Here is a 20,869-nt window from a genome sequence, read left to right as displayed (position 1 = left end):
CCGGCCCTAGCTTTGGAGCACCATCAGCAGTAGCGCGAACGGTACAGTTCGCGTGCTTGAACGAAACTCGTTCCGGTGCGCGAATTCCACCGTTCGCGCTACTGCTTTAGGCTTAACTCTCCGGCTGGCGGCCCTATACGTTGCTTTCTTTACTTCGCTTCTGTTCTGTGTTGTTGGCTGTACTCAGCCTGGCTTCCTGCCAAAAGGATAGCCCTGGGCAGTGCGACGCCGCCCAGAGCCTGTATGCGCGGTATCCGTTTCCGATTGGGGTGGCTATCAATATGGATGAGTTGGCGCCGGATACGCCTTACCAGGATATTGCGACGCGGCAGTTCAATGGCGTCACGCCCGAGAATGTCTTCAAGGCCAGCTACATCCATCCCGCCCCAGGCTCCTACGACTGGGAACAGGCCGATCAGCTCGTGGCATTTTGCCGGGCCTACAACAAGCGGCTGCACGGCCACCCGCTCATCTGGCATCAGCAGCTGCCCCGCTGGATGGAGAATTTTTCCGGTACTGAGCAGGAGTGGGAGGCGCTGTTTCGGGAGCATATCCAAACGCTCTGCCGGCATTTCAGGGGCCGGGTGCGCAGCTGGGACGTGGTGAACGAGGCCTTTGCGGCCGATGGCACCCTGCGCCACACCATCTGGCAGCAGCATCTGGGCAGCGGCTACCTCGAAAAAGCCTTTCGCTATGCCCACGAAGCCGACCCCACGGCGCTGCTGTTCTACAATGAGTACGACCTCGACGCAAACCCCGTGAAGCGCCGGGCCGTGCTGGCTTGGCTGCGGAGCATGCAGCAGCGCGGCGTCCCGATTCATGGTCTGGGTTTGCAGACGCATATGTCCATCGTGCATCCCGAAAACACCCAGATTGCCGAGATGCTACGGGAAGTGCAGCCAACGGGCCTGCAGCTTCACCTCTCGGAAGTCGATGTGGCCCTCAATCCGCTGGGTAAGCCCATTGAGCCCACGCCCGAGCTGCTGCGGCGCCAGGCCGATAAGCTCGCCTTCCTCGTCAGGGCCTACCAGGAGCTGCCGCGCGCGCAGCAGTATGGCATCACCTTCTGGGGCATCAGCGACCGAAATACCTGGATTCGCCGCTACTTCCACCGCGACGATTACCCGCTGCTCTTCGACGACGACTATCAGCCCAAACCCGCCTACTGTATACTAGCCCGCCCCTGATGAAAGGAGTTTTTATGCTACTCGGAGCCCTGGGCTTTGCCCATGCCGCTGCCGGGCAGGTAGCAGTCACGTATTTTCCCGTGCAGTCGGTGCTAGCTCTCGACACCGATACCGAGCGGCGCTTGTGGGCTGGTTTGAATTTGGAAACCAACACGTTCATCTCCAACGTGAATATGGAGCTGCACGGCGTGGTCAACGTCAGAAAGGGAGAGCTGGTGAACTACTACGCGGGCCTGGGCATCAACGCCAACCCGTTTTACGCTCTCAATGAGCTGCCGCTGGTCAATGGCTACGCGCTGACGGTTGGGGCCCGCATCAAGCCGCTGGCCCGGCACCGCAATGCGCAGCTGGTCTTCGAGTTGTCGCCTTACGCTAATAGGTTTCTGGATGGCGGCTTGCTGCGCACTCGGCTGGGCGTGTCGTACAACTTCCACCGCTCCGGGTAGGATATTGGAGCGTGCTGCTGCGCTAAAAAGCTGTGTGAGTTGACTATGCGGCCAGGAACTCTTTGGGGTATTTTGCCTTTTTTTGGCGTCCTGCCCAGTATTCTGCGCAGCAAGCAGAAAACGAGACATCATGCGCGCCATAGTAAGTAGACTTGTTCCTGAATAAAGCGAAACGAAAAAAGAACGTCATGCTGAGCGCAGTCGAAGCATCTCCACCGCTTCGTTGCACGACTTGGACGAAGCGGTAGAGAGGCTTCGACTGCGCTCAGCATGACAGCCAAATTTTAGCATCGGTTCCTAATTTAGGAACAAGTCTAGTAGCTACTACTGCACGCGGGATGTCTCGCGCTGCTCGACATGACGTTGCCCTGTACTTTACTGTCCACAAGCCTTCTATGTCTACTACTCAACCGCCCATGAGCCAGCCGTTACAGCAACGCCCGCAGGGTACGCCGCACGTCCTGGTGCGACTTGATATGGAAGCGGGCAAAAGAGCGCCCGGTTTCCCCCACTTTCACGGTGTAGGCATGGGCTGGCATGGCCTGGAAAGTATCCTCGTCGGTGCGGTCGTCGCCAATGGCGAGGATAAAATCGGCGGGGTAGGTGGCCAGCCAGCGGGTGGCGGCGACACCTTTGTTGACACCGGCATTTTTGATTTCCACCACCTTATTGCCCTCCAGCACCTGCAAATCGGTATTGGAGGCCATAAAGTTGAGGTGGCTCACTAGCTCCCGGGCCCGCACGGCGCCCAGGTCAGCATCGGCGCGGCGGTAGTGCCACACCAGTGAATACTCTTTCTCCTCGATAAATGAGCCCGCCGTGCGGCTGACCAACAGCTCCATAATGGGCCGGATTTCCCGCTTCCAGGTGTCGGTCAGCGGCTGAATCATGGCCCATTCCTCCTGCTCGCCCGCCGCCCGCAGCCACACGCCGTGCTCGGTGATAAAGTCTACGGGCAGGTCGCCGAGCCAGGTAAACAGCGTTTGTCGGTCGCGTCCGCTGATAATTACCACGCGGTTGCGCGGGTCGGCGCTGAGGGCCCGCAGCAGGTGGTACAACTCCTCATCGGGCCGGGCGTGCTGCGGGTTTTTGCTGAAAGGCACCAACGTACCGTCGTAATCCAGGAACAGAATGCGCTGCTCGGCCTGATCGAAGTCGGCGCGCATCTGTACTAGCGCCTGGGGGCCCAGCGAGTCGGTAGCCAGCGTCTGCTGCTTTATCTTGATGTAAGCCAGCCGATCCATGAACAGCTTCACCCAATGATAGACGCTGTACTCTTTCACCAGGGCCTGCATCTGGCTCATGCGCTGGCGCTGCTCGTCTTCGGGCATCACCAGGGCCTCGTGCATAGCCTCGGCCAGCTGGCGGGTGTCGGTGGGGTTAATGATAATAGCATCGGACAACTCACGTGCCGCGCCGGCCCGCTCGCTCAAAATCAGTACCCCCGGCAGGTTGCCTTTACTGGCAATAAACTCCTTGGCTACCAGGTTCATACCGTCGCGCATGGGCGTTACGAGCGCCACCTCGGCCAAGCGGTACAGCCCCGATAAGTGCTCCAGCGGAAACGAGCGGTAGAAATACTGAATCGGCGTCCAGCCGATGGTGCGGTAGTCGGCGTTGATGCGGCCCACCAGCTCATCGATTTCCACCTTCAGGGCCCGGTATTTCTCCACTTGGTCGCGAGAGGGCACCACCAGCATCAGCAGCGTTACCCGCTCGCGCCACTCGGGGTAGAGCCGCAGCATCTGCTCGTAAGCCCGCAGCCGCTCGGCAATGCCTTTGGTGTAGTCTAGCCGGTCGATGGACAGAATGACGCGGGCATCGTTGAGCGCGTCGCGGTAGAGCTGCTCACTTTCGCGGGCTTCCTCCGACTCCGCTACCTGCGCATATTTGTCGTAGTCGATTCCCATCGGGAATGCATCGACCAGCACGCTGCGCTGCCCTGCTTCAATCAGGCCATTTTGGCTGGGGCAGCCCAGCAGCTGCGCCACCGAGCTCAGGAAGTGGCGCATGTAGCCGTAGGTATGAAAGCCAATGAGGTCGGCTCCCAGCATGCCTTCCAGCAGCTCCCGGCGCCAGGGCAGCACCCGAATCAGCTCGTGCGAAGGAAACGGAATGTGCAGGAAAAATCCGATGCTGCTCTCGGGCCGGGCTGCCCGTAGCAGCTGCGGCAGCAGCAGCAGCTGATAGTCGTGCACCCAAATTGTATCCTCGGGGCCGGCGAGGGCCAGCACCGCCTGGCAAAATTTCTCGTTCACGCTCACATACGCCTCCCAGTAGGTTTGCTCGTACACGGCGTGCTGGCTGAAGTAGTGAAAAGTGGGCCACAGCGTTTCGTTGCTGAAGCCCTCGTAGAAGTCCCGGATTTCATCCTGGGTCAGAAACACGGGGGCCATACTGTCGGCCTTCAGCTCGGCTGTCACCGCCTCCTGCTCCGCCGGGTCGGCAATTTCCAGGCCGGGCCAGCCCACCCAGATGTTGTCGTCGGCTTTATAGATGGAGCCCAAGCCAGTAGCCAAGCCGCCTTCACTGGGAGTAAAATGCAGGCCCTCCGCAGTGCGATGCGCCTTCGTGGGAAGGCGGTTGGAAACAATAATCGTACGGGACATAAGCGCTCTACTTCGTGGTCTGATAGGCATTGCTTACGTAATACTGGCCAATTGTGCTCAACCTACCAGCCTGAAAAGGTCGGCATTTCGGCAAGCATAGTAGCTTTTGGCGAGTGGCAAGGTGCTGTCTATTAGCGTTCTGCAATATACTGGGTGCCTCGCCAAAATTTATTGCCGCCGGGAGTTGTCAACGACTGTCACAAGGCAGTGCCCTCCGCCAGGATAGCCTCTGCTTCCAGTAGCAAGCCAGCGGCCATGAGCAAATCATGCAGTAGAAATACCTCCTCCAGCGTAAATACAAAGGCCTGATAGGTAACCGGCCCCGGCAGCGTGATGCACCTGCTGGTGGTGTCGGGTAGCTGAGGGGCGTGCTCTTGGTAGAGGCTGGCCATAACGTGCCGCCATTGGGTCAGCTCATCGGCTTTCAAACAGAGCGCTATGTTACCAAAATACAGATGTAAGCAGCAACCGCTGAGGCAGCGCGAAATGCAGCCGAAATCATTGTGGTGCAGGTATTGACCCATAGGAGAAGTTTTTGGAGCCCATACCTCAGCGTCAGGCTGAAGGTGAGTGAGGCGCAATGCTCTATTTGGAATTAATATAAATACGTGTCAAAAGTATACTGTGGAACCGATTTGTCAATGTTATTTAGAATTAATTTAAATAGAAGGCGACGGGATTACTTGTACCGTAGGCTTATCCAGTCCGGTAAAGGTCAATACGCAGTACCGGCTGCAAGGCAGACCGGAGGGTTAAGACCAGCTGAGCAGGCGTAGCGGTGGTGCGCAACCAGGCCCAGGTTTTTGGTAAAGACCTGGAAAATATCGTCGTAACGGGCAAGGGTACCTTCGATGGCGCGGGCAACACCTGGCGGCCGGTGAAGAAAAACAAGCTGACCGAAACCCAGTGGAAGCGGCTGGTGGAAGGCGGCGGCGTGGTGAATGATAAGAAAGACACTTGGTATCCGTCATCAGTACTTCCCCTCCTTTTTTGGGGTGGGGGGCGCGGCCGGCGGTGGTAGAATCGGCGAACGAGTAGCTTTGGCTTTCTGGTTCTAGCTTTACCGTCCCGTCTCCGTCCTCTTCCTGAGTACCAGGAGGGGAATCTGTTTCTACTCCCACCCACTATTTCGCCCTTCCCACCCATGAGTGCCCCCCTCGAAAACACGCTTGCCACCCCCGTTGGCATCACCCTGGACCGCTATATCATGCGCAAGCAGGCGGAATTTCCGTTTGCCACCGGCGAGCTTTCCCAGCTGCTGCGCGATATTGTGCTGGCGGCCAAAATCGTGAACCGGGAAGTGAACCGGGCCGGTTTGATGGATATTACGGGCAACTACGGGGCCCAGAACGTGCAGGGCGAGCAGCAGCAGAAGCTGGACGTGGTAGCCAACATCCGCTTTATTCGGGCCCTGAAAAATGGGGGCGAGGCCTGCGCCATTCTCTCGGAGGAAGACGACGATATAATTCATACCGGCAACGACCAGGGCCGCTACGTGGTAGCCATGGACCCGCTCGACGGCTCCTCCAACATTGATGTGAACGTCAGTATCGGCACTATTTTCAGTATCTACCGCCGCGTGTCGCCTATTGGCTCGAAATCGACGAAGGAAGATTTCCTGCAGGGCGGGCGCAAGCAGGTGGCCGCCGGCTATATTCTCTACGGCTCCAGCACCATGCTCGTCTACACCACCGGCCACGGCGTGGTGTGCTTCACCTACGAGCACTCGTTGGGCGAATTCTTCCTGTCGCACGACGGGGTGGAAATTCCGAAGCAGGGCGCTATTTTCTCCTGCAACGAAGGCAACTGGTTCGAGTATCCCGAGTGGGTGCGCACCTATTTGTTGCAGTGTAAGCAGCGCAGCTACAGCGGCCGCTACATTGGCTCCCTGGTAGCCGACTACCACCGCAACCTCTTCAAAGGCGGTATTTACCTCTATCCGCCCACGGCCAAAAACCCCAACGGTAAGCTGCGGCTCCTCTACGAGGCCTATCCGCTGGCGTTTCTCATCGAGCAGGCCGGGGGCAAAGCCTTGGCCGGTGCCGAAGCCGTGCTCGACATCGAGCCCACCGACTACCACCAGCGCGCCCCGTTATTTATCGGCTCCTCGGAAATGGTCGACGATCTGGTGGCCTGCCTGACGGCCGAAGCGGCCCAGAGTCAGGTCGTTGGCTAAGTCGGGCGAAACATCTTTCTTAGCGAATATCTTTTACCAGTATGAAGTAGCTTTCACCTGCTGTTTCCCACCCGACCCGTCCACTCCAACCCCTTTCTTTCTCGTTTTATGATGAAAATCATTTCGCCTGCGGTGGAATTTAGCTCGCTGCTGAGTCAGGTCAAGCACATTGCGCCCGAAATCTTCACCCCGGACGGCAAGTTCCAGAACCTGATGGAAGGCCGGTGGCAGGGCCCGGGTACCCCCCGCGAGTTTACCTCACCCGTCGATGGCACGCAGCTGGGCTGGATGCCGATGCTCAACCGCGAAACCGCGCTCCGGGCCGTGCAATTCGCCAAAGGCGAAGCCGCCGCCTGGGCCGCTACCGGCCTCGATGAGCGCCGCGCCAAAGTGCAGGAGTGCCTCGACCAGCTGCGGCCCCACGTAGAGCTGGTGGGCAAGCTGCTGATCTGGGAAATCGGCAAAACCTACAAGCTGGGCTTCACCGACATCGACCGCGCCATCGAGGGCGTGCAGTGGTACGTCGACACTATTGAAGGTATGCTGGGCACCCGCAAGCCGCTGGGCCTGGTCAGCAATATTGCCTCCTGGAACTACCCAATGTCGGTGCTGCTGCACGCGGTGCTGGTGCAGGTGCTGTGCGGCAACTCCGTTATTGCCAAAACCCCCACCGACGGCGGCTTCATTTCCCTGAGCCTCACCTTTGCCATTGCCCGCCGTTGCGGTCTGCCCGTGACGCTCGTCAGTGGCCCGGGCGGCGAGCTGAGCGACGTGCTGGTGAAAAACGATGCCGTCGACTGCCTTTCGTTTGTGGGTGGCCGCTACAATGGGCGCAATATCGCCGATGCCCTGGGCTCGGAGCACAAACGCTACATGCTGGAAATGGAAGGTGTGAACACCTACGGCATCTGGGACTACAGCGACTGGACTAGCCTGGCCGACCAGCTCAAAAAAGGCTACGACTACGGCAAGCAGCGCTGCACGGCCTACGTGCGTTTCGTGGTGCAGCGCAGCCTGTTTCCGCAGTTTCTGGAAACCTACTGGGAAGCCGTACGCAACCTGAAAGTGGGCAATCCTACCCTGGTCGATGGCTACGACGACAAGCTGCCCGATCTGGCTTTTGGCCCCGTTATCAACAGAACCCAGGCCGAAGACCTCGACCGGCTCTACGCCGATGCCCTCAAAACCGGTGCGACGCCTATTTTTGAAGGCAAGCTGGATGAGAGCCTGTTTTTGCCCGGTCAGGATATGTCGGCTTATCGGGCGCCACGGGCCTTGGTAAACCTGCCCCGCCAAAGCGAGCTATACTTCAAAGAGCCCTTCGGCCCGATTGACTCCATCGTGCTCGTCGACCGCGTGGAAGAACTGGTGGGGGAGATGAATATCTCCAACGGCGCGCTGGTGGCCGCCGTCGCCTCCGACGACGCCAAGTGGGCGGCCCGTACGGCCAAGGAAGTCCGCGCCTTTAAAGTAGGGGTCAATAAGCTCCGTTCCCGTGGCGACCGGGAAGAAGTATTTGGCGGCCTCGGCGAATCCTGGAAAGGTGCTTTCGTGGGCGGCAAACTGCTGGTGGAGGCCGTAACCGAAGGCGATGCGAAGCAGCCCGTACTCGGCAACTACGCCGAGGCGACGCTGCTGCCCGGAAAGCCCTGAAGCGAACTGTAGATTCAGTGTGAACGGCTGGTTTTCTGCTCCTTGACAGGGCCAGGAAGCCAGCCGTTGCAGCCGTTGCCAGTCGCGCAGTAGGACAATCGGAGGTGCGTATGCTTTGCCAAAGAACAAGCGCCGTCTGCTACAACCGGTCCGACGTATCTGAGAGCTGGTAAGCGAAGCCGGATAAAAGCAAAAAGCCTCTCTGCAGGAAGCAGAGAGACTTTTTTGTTGTCCCAAAACGAGTGGTAGTAGTCCGTAGGGGAATCGAACCCCTGTTGGTAGAATGAAAATCTACTGTCCTAACCCCTAGACGAACGGACCAGATAACGTGCCGAACCCGTTTTGGTGCTGCAAAGGTAATGAATGAAGAGGTTAGAATGCAAAATTTAATTTTAAGTTTCGACCGCTGTTCCATGTTGCGCTGCGGTGGGAGCACGCGGCTGGTGTAGAAATGCAGTACCGCTCCCCGCTAAATGATGCTGGGAGCCACTTCGAAGGCTGCCCTGCCGCTATTAAGTTTTGGCACGACCAGCCTTTGGTACTATAGCCGGCACGAATTTCGGGCCCTGACGTCGGGCGCTGGCTACGGGTGGTAAATTGCCGGACTTTGTACATATTGTTCAGGAAATGAGTCGGTAAGCGCACGTTTTTGGCGGCCTGCCTCGTGCCGCTTCAGCACATGGCTACGCCCGAGCGGGGTGGCGCAAACCCCCTAAACGATGATAGCTGCACTCGCTACAACTGCCCCCTGGCCGGCTCTGCCCGCCGATTCCTGGACTGACACGCGCCAGACGCTTCATCTCTGGACCCAGATTGTGGGAAAAACCCGCCTGGCGCTTAGTCCTATGCTCAACCATTGGTGGCAGGTGCCGCTCTACGTTACGCCCCGCGGGCTTTCTACCTTGTCGATTCCTTATCCGGAGGGAGCCTTTGAGTTGTTGTTCGACTTTCATGCCCACCAGCTCGTCCTGTATACCAGCGACGGGCAGGCGCGCACCCTGGCGCTGGAACCCCAATCGGTGGCCGAGTTCTACCAGCGCTACCAGGCACTGCTGCAGGCCGCCCATATCAATGTGCGCATCTGGCCCGTGCCGGTGGAAGTGCCGGACGTGACGCCGTTTCCCGATGACCATCACCACCGGGCCTACGATGCGCCGGCCGTGCAGCGCTTTTGGCAGGTGCTGCTGCGCGCCGACCAGTTGCTCACTGAATTTCGCAGCCGCTTCACCGGCAAAGTGAGCCCGGTACATTTTTTCTGGGGTAGCTTCGACTTGGCTGTCACCCGCTTTTCGGGCCGGCCAGCCCCCGAGCACCCCGGTGGCGTGCCCAATCTGGCCGACTGGGTGACCCGCGAGGCCTACTGCGACGAGGTCAGCAGCGCCGGCTGGTGGCCCGGCGGCAACGGCGCGGAGGCCGCTTTTTATGCCTATGCCTATGCCTATCCCAGCCCGGTCGGTTTTGCCGAAGCGCCGGTGTGTCCGGCCGAAGCGGCGTTCAGCCCGGCTCTCGGCGAGTACGTGCTGCCGTATGAGGTGGTGCGCACGGCCGAAAATCCACGCCAGAAAGTGTTGGAGTTTCTGCAAAGTACCTACGAGGCGGCCGCAGACCTGGCCCACTGGGACCGGCAAAATCTGGAGCGGACGTGAGCCGCTACGGGTGTGGCCCGTGCCGTTGCTGTCGCTGGCATCGGTGGGCACACCCGCGCCACATCGCTTCCACCTTTCTTCCTTCTTAACCTCATTGTTTATGCATGCGGGCCATCATTACACGCTCAAAGAGGTTTTGCTCTGGACCCGCCGGGAAATCATGGGGGTTTTCGTGCTGGCCCTGGTGCCCACGGTGCTGTATGCCGGGCTGGGCTGGCACTGGCTGGCAATGCCCTGGGTGCCCATTGCGCTGGTCGGAACGGCCACGGCTTTTATCGTGGGCTTTAAGAACAACGCCACGTACAGCCGCCTGTGGGAAGCCCGGCAGATATGGGGCACCATCGTGAATATCAGCCGCGCCTGGGGCGTGCCGGTGCGGGACTTTGTGCCCCCGTTGCCGGCCGAGAGTTCGGGGTTTGCGGATGTGCGGCAGCAGCTGACCTACCGGCACCTGGCCTGGCTTACCGCGCTGCGGTTTCAGCTGCGCGAGCCGCGCGCCTGGGAGAGCATGACCCAGGCCGCCAACGCGGAATACAGTCAGCTATACCGCGTTACTGAGCGCGATGGTAGCCTGGCCGACGAGCTGCAGCGCTACCTCACCCCCGCTGATGCGGCCTACGTACTCAGCAAAAAGAATCGAGCTACCCATTTGCTCGGTCTGCAGTCGAAACAGTTGAAAGAACTAGCCGACAACGACCACCTGGAAATGTTTCGCTATTTCGAGCTGGTGCGGCAGCTTACGGCGCTTTACGAGCAGCAGGGGAAGTGTGAGCGGCTCAAAAACTTCCCGTATCCTCGGCAATTCGCCACCATAAACCTGTTCTTCGCCCGCCTGTTCGTGTGCCTTGTGCCCTTCGGTATGTTGCAGGAGTTTGAGAAGTTGGGTGGGCACTTTGTCTGGCTTACCATTCCGTTCAGCATGCTGGTATCGTGGATTTTCCTGACGATGGAACGGATAGGGGAGAGCACCGAAAACCCGTTTGAAGGCGGTGCCAACGACGTGCCCATCACGGCCCTGGCCCGCACCATCGAAATCGATTTGCGCGAGCTGCTCGACGAAGCCGATGTGCCGGCGGCGCTTCAGCCAGTCAACAATATACTCATGTGAGTTCGTCATTGCGATGCATGATGAACTCCGATTTTAGGCTACGGTGTCAGTATAATAGGGTGGAATTTCTTCGTGTCAGAGGCCGCGCATCCCCAGTGGCGCTATCTTTCGCAACAGGGACGAGGATAGGGGCACATGTTGCTCTTCCAGGCACCTGGAAGCGGTGGCCGGCTACTGAGCAGGCCTGATAGTACCGCTCGGCGCTATGAGTCTGGGGTAATGTCCTTATTGGGGATGGGGAAACGCAGTTCGAGGGTTGCGTTGGGCTCCCAGCTTAGCTCTTGGGAATTACCCGGCCAAACATAAAAAAAGCCTCTACGCTGGCGCAGAGGCTTTTTCAAAACGAGTGGTAGTAGTCCGTAGGGGAATCGAACCCCTGTTGGTAGAATGAAAATCTACTGTCCTAACCCCTAGACGAACGGACCAGATAGCGTGCCGAACCCGTTTTGATGCTGCAAAGATAGATAAGGGAACCTGCGACACAATACCCGGTTCAAAAAAAAGTGCCCTGCAAGGGCAAATCAGCTGATTTTCAGCCTGAAAAAATATGGTATGCCGCCTGCCACCGAGTAGCCGATGAGGGTAGAGGCGCGGCCACTGCGGTGAACGAGGGCCGCAGCAGCAGCAGATTTCCTGGGACAGATATTGATTTGGCGAAGTTAGATGGTCCCTGTACCTTCGCTCCGCGTTTCCACCCGGTGCATTCGTGTGCCGTTAACCCCATTTCCCCATTATGGCTAAAATAAAAGTCGCCATTAACGGCTTCGGCCGCATCGGCCGCCTGACGTTCAAGTCGCTGCTCGGCCGCGACAACGTAGAAGTTGTAGCTATCAACGACCTGACCGATAATAAGACGCTGGCCCACCTGCTGAAATACGATTCCGTACATGGCCGCTTCGACGGCACGGTGGCGTATGATGAGGAGAGCCTGACCGTAAACGGCGTGCGCATCGCCGCCTTGGCCGAGCGTGATCCTAAGCTGTTGCCGTGGGGCAAAATGGGCGTGGATATCGTCCTGGAGTCGACGGGCCGTTTCGTAGACGAGGCCGGCGCGGGCCAGCACATCACCGCCGGCGCGAAGAAAGTAGTGATTTCGGCTCCGGCTACCGGCGATATTCCGACCGTCGTACTGGGCGTAAACGAAGATATCCTGACCGGCGACGAAACCATCATTTCGAACGCCAGCTGCACCACCAACTGCCTGGCTCCGATGGCCAAGGTGTTGGATGAGGTATTCGGTATCGAGAAGGGCTACATCACCACGGTGCACGCCTACACCTCCGACCAAAACCTGCAGGACGCGCCCCATAAAGACCTGCGCCGCGCCCGCGCCGCTGCCTACAGCATCATCCCGACCAGCACGGGTGCCGCCAAAGCCGTTGGCTTGGTATTGCCTACGCTGAAGGGTAAGCTCGACGGCCTCGCCATGCGCGTGCCCGTGCCCGATGGCTCGATGACCGACCTGACCGTGGTGCTGAAGAAAGAAGCCACGAAGGAGCAAATCAACGCCGCCCTCAAGGCTGCGGCCGATGGCCCGATGAAAGGCATCATTGAGTACACCACCGACCCTATCGTGAGCATCGATATCGTGGGCAATCCGCACAGCTGCATTTTCGACTCGGAGCTGACCTCTGCCAGCGGCACGCTGGCCAAGGTAATTGGCTGGTACGACAACGAAACCGGCTACAGCACCCGCACTGCCGACCTGATCCAGAAGCTGGGTGAGGCTATGAGCAAGTAAGCGACCTGCTGCTGCCACCAGAAAAGCCTGCCCGGTTGGGTGGGCTTTTTTGTTGGGCCTCTTGCCTGCTTTCCAACTTTTCCCCGTCTGCCTGCGTTGTTGCCGTCTATGTCCGCTAAGCTGCGTATTTGCTTTCTCATCAACCCCAACTCGGGCACCGACCGGCGGCAGAATGTGCCGGCGCTGCTGGCCCAATACCTGCCCGCCGAAGCGGTAGACTACGAGGTGCGCCCGACGCAATACGCGGGGCATGCCGTGGAGCTGGCCCGGCAGGCGGCCGCGGAGGGCTTCCGGATTGTGGTAGCCGTGGGCGGCGACGGTACGGTGAACGAAGTGGGCCGCGGGCTGCTGGGCACCCAGGCCGCACTGGGTATTTTGCCCCGTGGCTCCGGCAATGGGCTGGCGCGCCACTTGCAGGTGCCTTTGGCGCTGCCGGCCGCTATTCGGCAGCTGGCCAACCCGGCATTCCAGCGCATTGATGTGGGCTACATCAACGAGCGGCCGTTCTTTTGCACGGCGGGGCTGGGGTTTGATGCGCACGTGAGCAGGTGCTTTGCCCAGGCCGGCACCCGTGGCCTGGGGACGTATGTGCAGGTGGCACTCCGCGAATACCGTCGCTTCCGGCCCACGGCCATCACCGTAACGATGCAGGACAAAACCTTCGCTACGAGCTGCTACGTGCTGGCTTTTGCCAATGCCGCCCAGTATGGCAACAATGCCTACATCGCGCCCCTGGCCGACATTTCCGACGGTTTGCTCGACCTGTGCCTGATTGATGCACTGCCCTTGTGGCGGGCCGTGCGGGTAAGTGTCGGGCTGGCGCTGGGCAATCTGCCCGCGTCGGGGGCGGCCGTGTACCACACCTGCAGCCAGGTGCAGGTGCAGGCCGCGCAGGCGCTGGGCTTTCACGTCGACGGCGACTACGTGGGCGATGCCCGGGAGTTTGCGGTGACGCTGGAGCCGCTGGCCCTGGAAGTAGCAGTGCCGGCGCGATACACAGAAATCGTAACTTGAGCAGTAGCCCACGCTCCGGCATTGGCTTTCGGCTATCATTCAGTTCCTTTTATTGCCCAATCTTGTCGCATGAAAACCGATAAAAATCGCCGTAGCCGGGAAGGCGTGGTATATTCCACCAGCTCCGACTTCGACTACCAGCACAGCGCCGAGGAGGAAGCCCAGACCCTGCCGCCTCAGCAGCAGAATCTGCGCGTGCAGCTCGATAAGAAGGCCCGTGGTGGCAAACAGGTAACCCTCATTACCGGCTTCGTGGGCACCGACGCGGACCTGCAGAGCTTGGGTAAGCTGCTCAAAACCAAGTGCGGCGTGGGCGGCAACGCCAAGGATGGCGAAATCCTGATTCAGGGTGACTTTCGGGACAAAGCCCTGGCTGTGCTGCTGGAGCAGAAATACAAGGCCAAGAAAGCGGGCGGCTGAGCCTGACGGCCGCTAGGCAAAAACGTATGCCGGAAGTCAAAAAATAAGCCGTGCTGGAAGTTTACTATTCGTGCGTAATGCTAGTCACCGTGGAACCCGTAACGCTTCATAGTCTGGCCGAAAATGGCGTCATCTCGGCCGTGCAGTGGCTTAAGCTGGGCATTGAAACCGTGGGTGCCCTCATTATCGGGCTGGGTATTCTGGTGGCGGGCCGCTTGTTTGTGCTGGCGCTCTGGCACCGCCGCACCGCCGACTTCACCGCCATTCGGCTGACGCTGGCGCGGTATCTGGCGTTGGCCCTGGAATTTCAGCTCGGCGCCGATATTCTGTCGACGGCCATTGCCCCGAGCTGGGAGCAGATTGGCAAGCTGGGAGCCATTGCCGTCATCCGTACGGCGCTCAACTTCTTTCTCACCAAGGAAATGCAGGATGAGCAGCGGGCCGAAGGGGAGCACGCACTAGTGCAGCGAACCGAACAGCTGGCCCATGCGGGTGAGAATCAGATAGTACCAAAGCCGGGCTCATCAGCTTGAGGTGGCTAGGTAGTGCAGCGCCCGCGCTACATCTTCGGGCGTATCGATGCCGAGAGTCGCCAGCTCGGTTTCCGCTGTCAGAATGTGGTAGCCGTTTTCCAGCCAGCGCAATTGCTCCAACGACTCGGCCAGCTCCAGCGCCGAGGGCGGCAGTCGGGTGATTTCGGCCAGAATATCGGGCCGGTAGGCGTAGAGACCGATGTGGCGCAGGTAGCGGTGCTGGGCCAGCCACTGCTCCGGCGCATGCTGACGCTGGTAGGGCAAGGGGTGCCGGCTAAAATACAGGGCTTGGCCGCGCGCGTCGAGTACGACTTTGGGCATATGGGGGCTAAAGAGCTCCTCACTCGTGACGACGGGCTTCACCAACGTGGCTAGCTGGGTGCGCGGGTCAGCCTCGAACAGCGCAATCAGGGCATTAATCTGCTCGGGCCGGATAAAGGGCTCGTCGCCTTGGATATTGATGATGCAGTCGGCGGGCGCGTCGAGCTGGCAGTAAGCGTCGAAAACCCGGTCGGTGCCGCTGGGATGGTCGGGGGCGGTGAGGATGGCTTCGCCCCCAAAGCTGCGCACGTGGGCCAGAATCCGCTCGTCGTCGGTGGCTACCACTACTCGGCTCAGGCGGGCCTGCTGCGCCTGTTCTACCACGCGCTGAATCATGGTTTTGCCGCCCAGGTCGAGCAGGGGCTTGCCGGGCAAGCGGCTGGAAGCGTAGCGGGCGGGAATTATGCCAAGAGCGTTGACCATACCAAAAGGAGGAAAGCAGGGAGAGAAGTACCGGAAAGCTGGCGCAAGGTAGGCTTCTGCCCAATGTGGCGCTAAATTGGCTATGCCGGGTGCAGGCATGCTGCCGTTCGGCCCCCAACCGCCGGCTACGCCCGGTTGGCCCCGTCTTACCGGGTCGGCTCCAGGATTATTTATTTATCTTTCGGCCGCGGTTATTCTGCTGGCAGCGTGCCACCCGTTTCGTTTTTTGCTCGTTGCCTGTTTTTCGCGCCCTGTCCGTATGACTCGTTTTTCTTTGCTGTTTGCCGCCTTTGCCTGCGGTGGTTTTTCCGCCACTGCCGCTGTTCGCCCCATAGCGTTGCCCGATTCCATCGGGGTGGAGTACCGGAATAATAAAGTCCTCATCAAACACCGCGTAGCGCCCGGCGAAACCCTGTATGGGCTCAGCCGCCGCTATAAAGTGCCCGTTGACCAGATAGTGGAGGTGAACCCGAAGCTGGAAGGAACCCTCGTAACGGGCCAGGTGGTGCTGGTGCCCCGCAACCGCGTGGTGATGACCACCGCCGCCTCGGCTGCTACTCCCAAAGCCCCCGCTGCCAGTGCTGCTACCCGCGAGCTGCCGACCGATGCGCGCGGGAACAAAATCTATAAGGTTGAGAAGGGGCAAACGCTGTTCTCAATTGCCCGCCGCTTCAATACCACGCCCGATGCCCTGGCCCGCCTGAACAAGCTGCCGGATAACTCCGGGGTGCGAATCGGGCAGGTGCTGATTGTGGTGCCCGGTGCTGGCGGCCCGGCGGCTCCCGAGCCCGCCGTAGCCGCCGCACCGGCGCCGAAAGCATCGGTGCCCGCGCCTACCAACCGGCCGGAGCGCGCCGAAGATGTTGACCGGGACAAAGACAAGGAAAAAGAAACCGCCTCGGCTGCCGCTCCTGCTACCACTCCCATTAAGGAAGAAGACCGGGTGCCGGAGCGGGCCAGCGAGATAGTGCGCAAAGTGACGGAAGGTGGTCTGGCGGCTGTTATTGAAGGCGGCGTTACGGACAAGTACCTGGCGCTGCACAAAACTGCGCCCGTGGGCACCATCATGCAGGTGCGCAACATCATGAACGGGCAGTCGGTGTACGTGCGCGTAATCGGGCAGCTACCCGATACCGGCGAAAACAGCACTATTCTGGTGCGCCTGTCGCGCCGGGCCGTGCAGAAGCTCTCGACGCCCGACGCCCGCTTCCGGGTCGAAACGTCGTATGTGCCGTAGCGGCGGGTAGTAATCTGGAACGTCATGCTGAGCTTGTCGAAGCATCTCTACCGCCAAAGTAATTAGTTGCTACTGCGGTAGAGATGCTTCGACAAGCTCAGCATGACGTTCTTTATATCCAGAAAACACTTTTATAGCTGCTTCGCCGCCGTGCAACCCGACCAACTCCAAACTATCCGGGCCGTGCTGGACGAGCGCTATGCGCGCTATAACCGGCCCGCGTTTATCGAGCACGACCCGATAAGTATTCCGCACCGCTTCACGCAGCGGGCTGATGTGGAAATCAGCGGCCTGTTTGCGGCTCTGCTGGCCTGGGGCCGCCGCCCCACCATCATCAGCAAAGTGACCGAGCTGCTGCGCCGCATGGATGACGCGCCGCATCAGTTCGTGACTCAGCACCAGGACGAAGACCTGAAGCAGCTGCTGGGCTTTTGCCACCGCACGTTCTGCGACACCGACCTGCTGTATTTCGTGCATTGGCTGCGCTGGTATTATGCCGACCACGCTACGCTGGAAGATGCCTTTCTGCGCGGTGCTACCCAGCGCGAGCGGCTGGAGAATTTCCACGACCTGTTCTTCAGCCTGCCCGACGCGCCCCAGCGCACCCGCAAGCACGTAGCCACGCCCGCGCGCGGCTCGGCCTGCAAGCGCGTGAATATGTATCTGCGCTGGATGGTGCGCCAGGATGCCCACGGCGTCGATTTCGGCCTCTGGACGCGCCTGCCCATGGCCGAGCTGGTGTGTCCCATCGACGTGCACGTGGAGCGCCAGGCCCGGCAGTTGGGCCTGCTCACCCGCCCCGTGGTCGACTGGCGCGCCGCCGAGGAGCTGACCGCCAACCTGCGCCGGTTTGATGCCCACGACCCGGTGAAGTATGATTTCGCGCTGTTTGGGCTGGGGGTGGAGGAGAAGCGGTAGGCGTTAATAAATTGTTGAAAATATGAAAAGTTATACTGTCCAGGTTATGAAGACCTGGGGTTTTATAAGCATTTTCCTGGGCCTGCTCGCCCTGTTTTTCGGCGGCATCTCGTTAAGCAGAGAAATAGGTATTCCTCTAGCTGTGGTCCTAATATGGTTAGTGGCCTGCTTGGTCGGTGGCTATTATCTGATAAAGAAAGTAGCGGTAGTTTCGATGCAGGTAACTTTAACGGCAGAAGCTTTATCTATTCGTGCAACTCAGTCTGCCACCGAACGGCAAATTGCGCTGACGGATATTGCCTCCTTTTTCTACGAGGATTTCAACGGCAATAAGACCTTTCGCCTGCGTTTGCAATCAGGGAAAAAAGTAAAGCTGGCGCACAACGATACATTCTGTTCCGACGATGATATTGAGGCTTTAGCAGCCGATTTTGAGGCCCAGGTAGCCGGTGCTGCTGCTGATCAGGATGCGGAAAGTGCGTCTATTCGGCGTGAGAAGAGTTTCTTCGAAAAACCGATTTCCACGGTGATGCTAGTGGTTGTAACCGCTGTTATCAGCTTGGCAGTTGGGAAAGCTGTATTTGATGGCAGGTCTCTGCAAGGAAATTAGTTTGGCTTCGTTGGCAGCTATTTGGTCTATCTGGCTGCCTGGTGGGCCGCGGCCGACAGGCGCAATCAGAAGTCAGCCTAAGGAAACCACCAAAGACATACTTTATTAACGCCGCTGAATCTTTCTCCGGCCCTGGCGTGTTTACCTTCGCATTCTCTTCCCAATCCGCAGTACCCAATTCCCTCTACCGAGTTTGATTCTCCCCCATAATTTCGAGCACAAAATAGGCTTCGCGCAGCTGCGTGAGATGCTGGAAGGCTTGTGCCTGAGCGCCCTGGGCCGCCAGTTTGTAGCCAAGATGCAGTTCCAGAGCAAGTACGAACAGCTGCACAAGCTCCTGCTGCAAACCGACGAGTTCCGTATCCTGCTCCAGTCGGGGGCCGACTTCCCCAGCCAGCACTACCACGACGTACACCCGCACCTGGTGCGCGCCAGCCTGCCCGGGGCCTACCTCGACGTGCCGGCCTTCTTCGCCGTCAAGATGTCGTTGCGCACCATCCGGCAGGCCCTCACGTTTTTCACCCAGGCCGATGAAAGCCTGTATCCGACGCTGCGTCTGCTGGGCATTGGCGTGCAGGTCGACCGCAACCTGCTGGCGGCCCTGGACAAGGTAATCGACGACGACGGGCAGGTGCGCGACAACGCCTCACCGCTGCTGTCGCAGCTGCGCCAGGAGCTCATTACCCGCCAGGGGCAGCTTCGCAAGCAGATTGCCGGCATTCTGCGCCATGCCAAAACCGAAGGCTGGGTGCCCGGCGACGCCGAGCCCACCATTCGCGGCGGCCGACTGGTGCTGCCCGTTATTGCCGAGCACAAGCGCCGGGTGAAGGGCCTGATTCACGACGAGTCGGCCTCGGGCCAGACGGTTTTTATCGAGCCCGAAGCTGTTTTTGAGCTGAACAACGATATCAAGGACCTCGAAAACGCCTACCAGCGCGAGCTGATCCGTATTCTGACTTCCCTCACCGACCAGCTGCGGCCCCACATTCCGGATCTGCGCAAGGCCTACCAGTACCTAGGCCTGCTGGATTTCATCCGGGCCAAAGCCCTGCTGGCGCTCCGCATCGAGGCCACGCTGCCCACGTTTCACCCCCGGCCCCTGATTCGCTGGAAAAACGTGCGCCACCCGCTCCTCTACCTCACCTTTAAGGAGCATTTCAAGGAAAACCCGCGCGAGGTGGTGCCCCTGGATATGGAGCTAAACCCCGACCAGCGCATCCTGCTGATTTCGGGGCCGAATGCCGGGGGTAAATCGGTGAGCATGAAAACGGTGGGCCTGGTGCAGTATATGCTGCAATGCGGCCTGCTGATTCCGGCCGGCGACGGCTCGGAGGCCGGGATATTCGACGAGATTTTCCTGGATATCGGCGACGAGCAAAGCCTGGAAAATGACCTGAGTACCTACTCGTCGCACTTGCTGAGCATGAAGCAGTTCGTGACCATGGCCGGCAAGCGCAGCCTGGTGCTGATCGATGAGTTTGGCACCGGCACCGAGCCCGCGCTGGGCGGGGCCATTGCCGAGGCCGTGCTGGATCAGCTCAACCGTGCCCGCAGCTACGGCGTGATTACGACCCACTACACCAACCTGAAGAACTTTGCCGAGCGCACCGAAGGCGTGGTGAACGGGGCCATGCGCTACGACCCGGAGAAGCTGCAGCCGCTTTACCGCCTCGAAATCGGGAAGCCGGGCTCCAGCTTCGCCATCGAAATTGCCCGCAAAATCGGCTTGCCCAAGCAAATCGTGGAGCGGGCCACCCAGCTCGTGGGCAAGGATAAAATTCGCTACGACCGGCTGCTGGAAGGCCTGGAAAAGGAAAAGGCCGACCTGGAGCTGCGCACCGCCGAAGCCGCCAAAGCCGAGCGGCGCATGAAAAAAGCTGCCCAGGAGTACCAGGACCTCAAAAAACACCTCGACGAAACTACGCTCGAAGTGCTGCGCGACGCCAAGGCCAAAGCCAAGCTGCTGCTCAAGGATACTAACCAGCAGATTGAGGCCACCATCCAGGAAATCAGGGTGGGGCAGGCCGACAAGGAGCGCACCAAGGATGCCCGCCACAAACTCGACACGTTCGTGCGCGAAAAGCTCCAGATTGAGCCGCCTAAGGCCAAAGCCACCCGCGAGCTAGCCGACGCTGCTACGCTGAAAGCCGGCGACAAAGTGGCCCTTATCGGCCAGGATGGCTACGGCGAGCTGATTGGCATCAAGGGCAAAACTGCCGAGGTGCTGTTTGGCGGCATGAAAACCATCGTGAAAGCCAGCCAGCTGGAAAAAGTAGGCCGGGCCGAAATCCGGGAGCGGGAGAAGAAAGCCGAACGGACCAGCTACGGCTCGGCGGGCCTGGGCCTGGACCTCACCGGGCGCATGGCCAGCTTCAGCCCCACGCTCGACCTGCGCGGCGAGCGGGCCGAGGATGCCCTGCACAAGATCATGGCCTTCGTAGACGATGCCGTGATGCTGGGTATTCCCGAAATCAAGTTTCTGCACGGGCGCGGCAACGGCGTGCTGCGCCAGGTGGTGCGCGACTACCTGCACCGCATCCGGGCCGCCGCCAGCGTCGCCGACGACCACGCCGACCGAGGCGGCGACGGAGCCACGGTAGCGGTGCTGAAATAGCCAAGCCATTTAGGAAGTTAAGAGAACGTCATGCTTCGGCTTCGCGGACGCCAGATAGAGCATGACGTTCTTTCCTTTCTCTTTAACTTGACTTTAGCCCTACGCGGCCCATGCCAGGGCCTCTTGCCAGATGTGGAGTTGGTGGCGCGGGATTTTGAGCAGGACGGTGTCCTTGGGCGAGTTGTCAAAAAGCGTTTCGGCCCATAAATAGCG

18 protein-coding genes and 2 tRNA genes are annotated in these 20,869 nt (G+C 59.6%); 15 read left to right on the top strand and 5 right to left on the bottom strand.

Annotated features, from left to right (window positions below; translation table 11 throughout):
• Nucleotides 1-167 precede the first annotated feature (167 nt).
• Together E5J99_RS18765 and E5J99_RS18760 are read left to right on the top strand one after the other, a co-directional pair.
• A complete protein-coding gene (locus E5J99_RS18765; RefSeq protein ID WP_135499354.1) occupies nucleotides 168-1,187 on the top strand; it encodes an endo-1,4-beta-xylanase in 1,020 nt (339 codons plus the stop codon).
• Nucleotides 1,187-1,633 carry a hypothetical protein gene (locus E5J99_RS18760; protein WP_135499353.1) on the top strand — a complete coding sequence of 149 codons (447 nt, stop codon included), beginning with the start codon at nucleotides 1,187-1,189 and terminating at the stop codon, nucleotides 1,631-1,633. Before E5J99_RS18765 ends, E5J99_RS18760 begins: the two co-directional genes overlap by 1 nt.
• A gap of 428 nt (nucleotides 1,634-2,061) precedes the next feature.
• Here E5J99_RS18760 and E5J99_RS18755 read toward each other — a convergent pair whose 3' ends face one another.
• Nucleotides 2,062-4,242: a bifunctional alpha,alpha-trehalose-phosphate synthase (UDP-forming)/trehalose-phosphatase gene (locus E5J99_RS18755; protein ID WP_135499352.1), complete on the bottom strand. Its 2,181-nt coding sequence runs from the start codon at nucleotides 4,240-4,242 to the stop codon at nucleotides 2,062-2,064.
• A 197-nt stretch (nucleotides 4,243-4,439) separates the two neighbouring features.
• Nucleotides 4,440-4,670, bottom strand: a complete 231-nt coding sequence (locus E5J99_RS18750; RefSeq protein WP_135499351.1) for a hypothetical protein — start codon at nucleotides 4,668-4,670, stop codon at nucleotides 4,440-4,442.
• A 353-nt stretch (nucleotides 4,671-5,023) separates the two neighbouring features.
• Here E5J99_RS18750 and E5J99_RS18745 point away from each other — a divergent pair, with 353 nt between their 5' ends.
• From E5J99_RS18745 to E5J99_RS18735, 3 genes are all read left to right on the top strand, one after another.
• The gene (locus E5J99_RS18745) at nucleotides 5,024-5,263 is read left to right on the top strand and encodes a hypothetical protein (protein ID WP_167852219.1); all 240 of its coding nucleotides are present in this window, start codon (nucleotides 5,024-5,026) and stop codon (nucleotides 5,261-5,263) included.
• 123 nt (nucleotides 5,264-5,386) lie between these two features.
• Entirely contained in the window at nucleotides 5,387-6,418 is a 1,032-nt protein-coding gene (fbp, locus tag E5J99_RS18740) for a class 1 fructose-bisphosphatase (RefSeq protein WP_135499349.1), read from the top strand.
• Between the two features lie 108 nt (nucleotides 6,419-6,526).
• Nucleotides 6,527-8,071 (top strand): aldehyde dehydrogenase family protein, encoded by a 1,545-nt coding sequence (locus tag E5J99_RS18735; protein WP_135499348.1) that lies wholly within the window; start codon nucleotides 6,527-6,529, stop codon nucleotides 8,069-8,071.
• Nucleotides 8,072-8,320: 249 nt separating this feature from the next.
• Here E5J99_RS18735 and E5J99_RS18730 read toward each other — a convergent pair.
• Nucleotides 8,321-8,392 (bottom strand) — tRNA-Glu (locus E5J99_RS18730).
• Between the two features lie 398 nt (nucleotides 8,393-8,790).
• Here E5J99_RS18730 and E5J99_RS18725 point away from each other — a divergent pair.
• Nucleotides 8,791-9,717 carry a DUF5996 family protein gene (locus E5J99_RS18725; protein WP_135499347.1) on the top strand — a complete coding sequence of 309 codons (927 nt, stop codon included), beginning with the start codon at nucleotides 8,791-8,793 and terminating at the stop codon, nucleotides 9,715-9,717.
• Nucleotides 9,718-9,817: 100 nt separating this feature from the next.
• A complete protein-coding gene (locus tag E5J99_RS18720) occupies nucleotides 9,818-10,825 on the top strand; it encodes a bestrophin family protein (RefSeq protein ID WP_135499346.1) in 1,008 nt (335 codons plus the stop codon).
• Nucleotides 10,826-11,178: 353 nt separating this feature from the next.
• Here the strand turns inward: E5J99_RS18720 and E5J99_RS18715 are convergent.
• Nucleotides 11,179-11,250 (bottom strand) — tRNA-Glu (locus E5J99_RS18715).
• A gap of 308 nt (nucleotides 11,251-11,558) precedes the next feature.
• Here E5J99_RS18715 and gap point away from each other — a divergent pair.
• The 4 genes from gap to E5J99_RS18695 all read left to right on the top strand — a co-directional run bounded on the left by gap (nucleotide 11,559) and on the right by E5J99_RS18695 (nucleotide 14,533).
• On the top strand, nucleotides 11,559-12,566 hold the full coding sequence (gene gap / locus E5J99_RS18710) for a type I glyceraldehyde-3-phosphate dehydrogenase (protein WP_135499345.1): 1,008 nt from the start codon (nucleotides 11,559-11,561) through the stop codon (nucleotides 12,564-12,566).
• Nucleotides 12,567-12,674: 108 nt separating this feature from the next.
• The gene (locus E5J99_RS18705; RefSeq protein ID WP_135499344.1) at nucleotides 12,675-13,580 is read left to right on the top strand and encodes a diacylglycerol/lipid kinase family protein; all 906 of its coding nucleotides are present in this window, start codon (nucleotides 12,675-12,677) and stop codon (nucleotides 13,578-13,580) included.
• A 69-nt stretch (nucleotides 13,581-13,649) separates the two neighbouring features.
• On the top strand, nucleotides 13,650-14,000 hold the full coding sequence (locus tag E5J99_RS18700; RefSeq protein ID WP_135499343.1) for a translation initiation factor: 351 nt from the start codon (nucleotides 13,650-13,652) through the stop codon (nucleotides 13,998-14,000).
• A gap of 77 nt (nucleotides 14,001-14,077) precedes the next feature.
• Nucleotides 14,078-14,533, top strand: coding sequence for a DUF1622 domain-containing protein (locus tag E5J99_RS18695; RefSeq protein ID WP_135499342.1), 456 nt, complete (start codon nucleotides 14,078-14,080; stop codon nucleotides 14,531-14,533).
• Here E5J99_RS18695 and kdsB read toward each other — a convergent pair.
• Entirely contained in the window at nucleotides 14,525-15,277 is a 753-nt protein-coding gene (gene kdsB, locus E5J99_RS18690) for a 3-deoxy-manno-octulosonate cytidylyltransferase (RefSeq protein WP_135499341.1), read from the bottom strand. The genes E5J99_RS18695 and kdsB overlap by 9 nt on opposite strands.
• 259 nt (nucleotides 15,278-15,536) lie before the next feature.
• Between kdsB and E5J99_RS18685 the strand changes: the two genes are divergently transcribed.
• From E5J99_RS18685 to E5J99_RS18670, 4 genes are all read left to right on the top strand, one after another.
• Nucleotides 15,537-16,514, top strand: coding sequence for a septal ring lytic transglycosylase RlpA family protein (locus E5J99_RS18685; protein WP_245319107.1), 978 nt, complete (start codon nucleotides 15,537-15,539; stop codon nucleotides 16,512-16,514).
• Between the two features lie 150 nt (nucleotides 16,515-16,664).
• On the top strand, nucleotides 16,665-17,432 hold the full coding sequence (locus E5J99_RS18680; RefSeq protein ID WP_245319104.1) for a TIGR02757 family protein: 768 nt from the start codon (nucleotides 16,665-16,667) through the stop codon (nucleotides 17,430-17,432).
• A gap of 22 nt (nucleotides 17,433-17,454) precedes the next feature.
• On the top strand, nucleotides 17,455-18,042 hold the full coding sequence (locus tag E5J99_RS18675) for a hypothetical protein (RefSeq protein WP_135499339.1): 588 nt from the start codon (nucleotides 17,455-17,457) through the stop codon (nucleotides 18,040-18,042).
• Between the two features lie 193 nt (nucleotides 18,043-18,235).
• Nucleotides 18,236-20,656, top strand: a complete 2,421-nt coding sequence (locus tag E5J99_RS18670; RefSeq protein ID WP_135499338.1) for an endonuclease MutS2 — start codon at nucleotides 18,236-18,238, stop codon at nucleotides 20,654-20,656.
• Nucleotides 20,657-20,869 lie beyond the last annotated feature (213 nt).

This window comes from Hymenobacter elongatus (assembly GCF_004745955.1).
In the GTDB taxonomy this organism is placed as follows: Bacteria; Bacteroidota; Bacteroidia; order Cytophagales; family Hymenobacteraceae; genus Hymenobacter; species Hymenobacter elongatus.
Note: the sequence above shows the minus strand (reverse complement) of the source record. Positions and strands in the feature narration are given on the sequence as shown.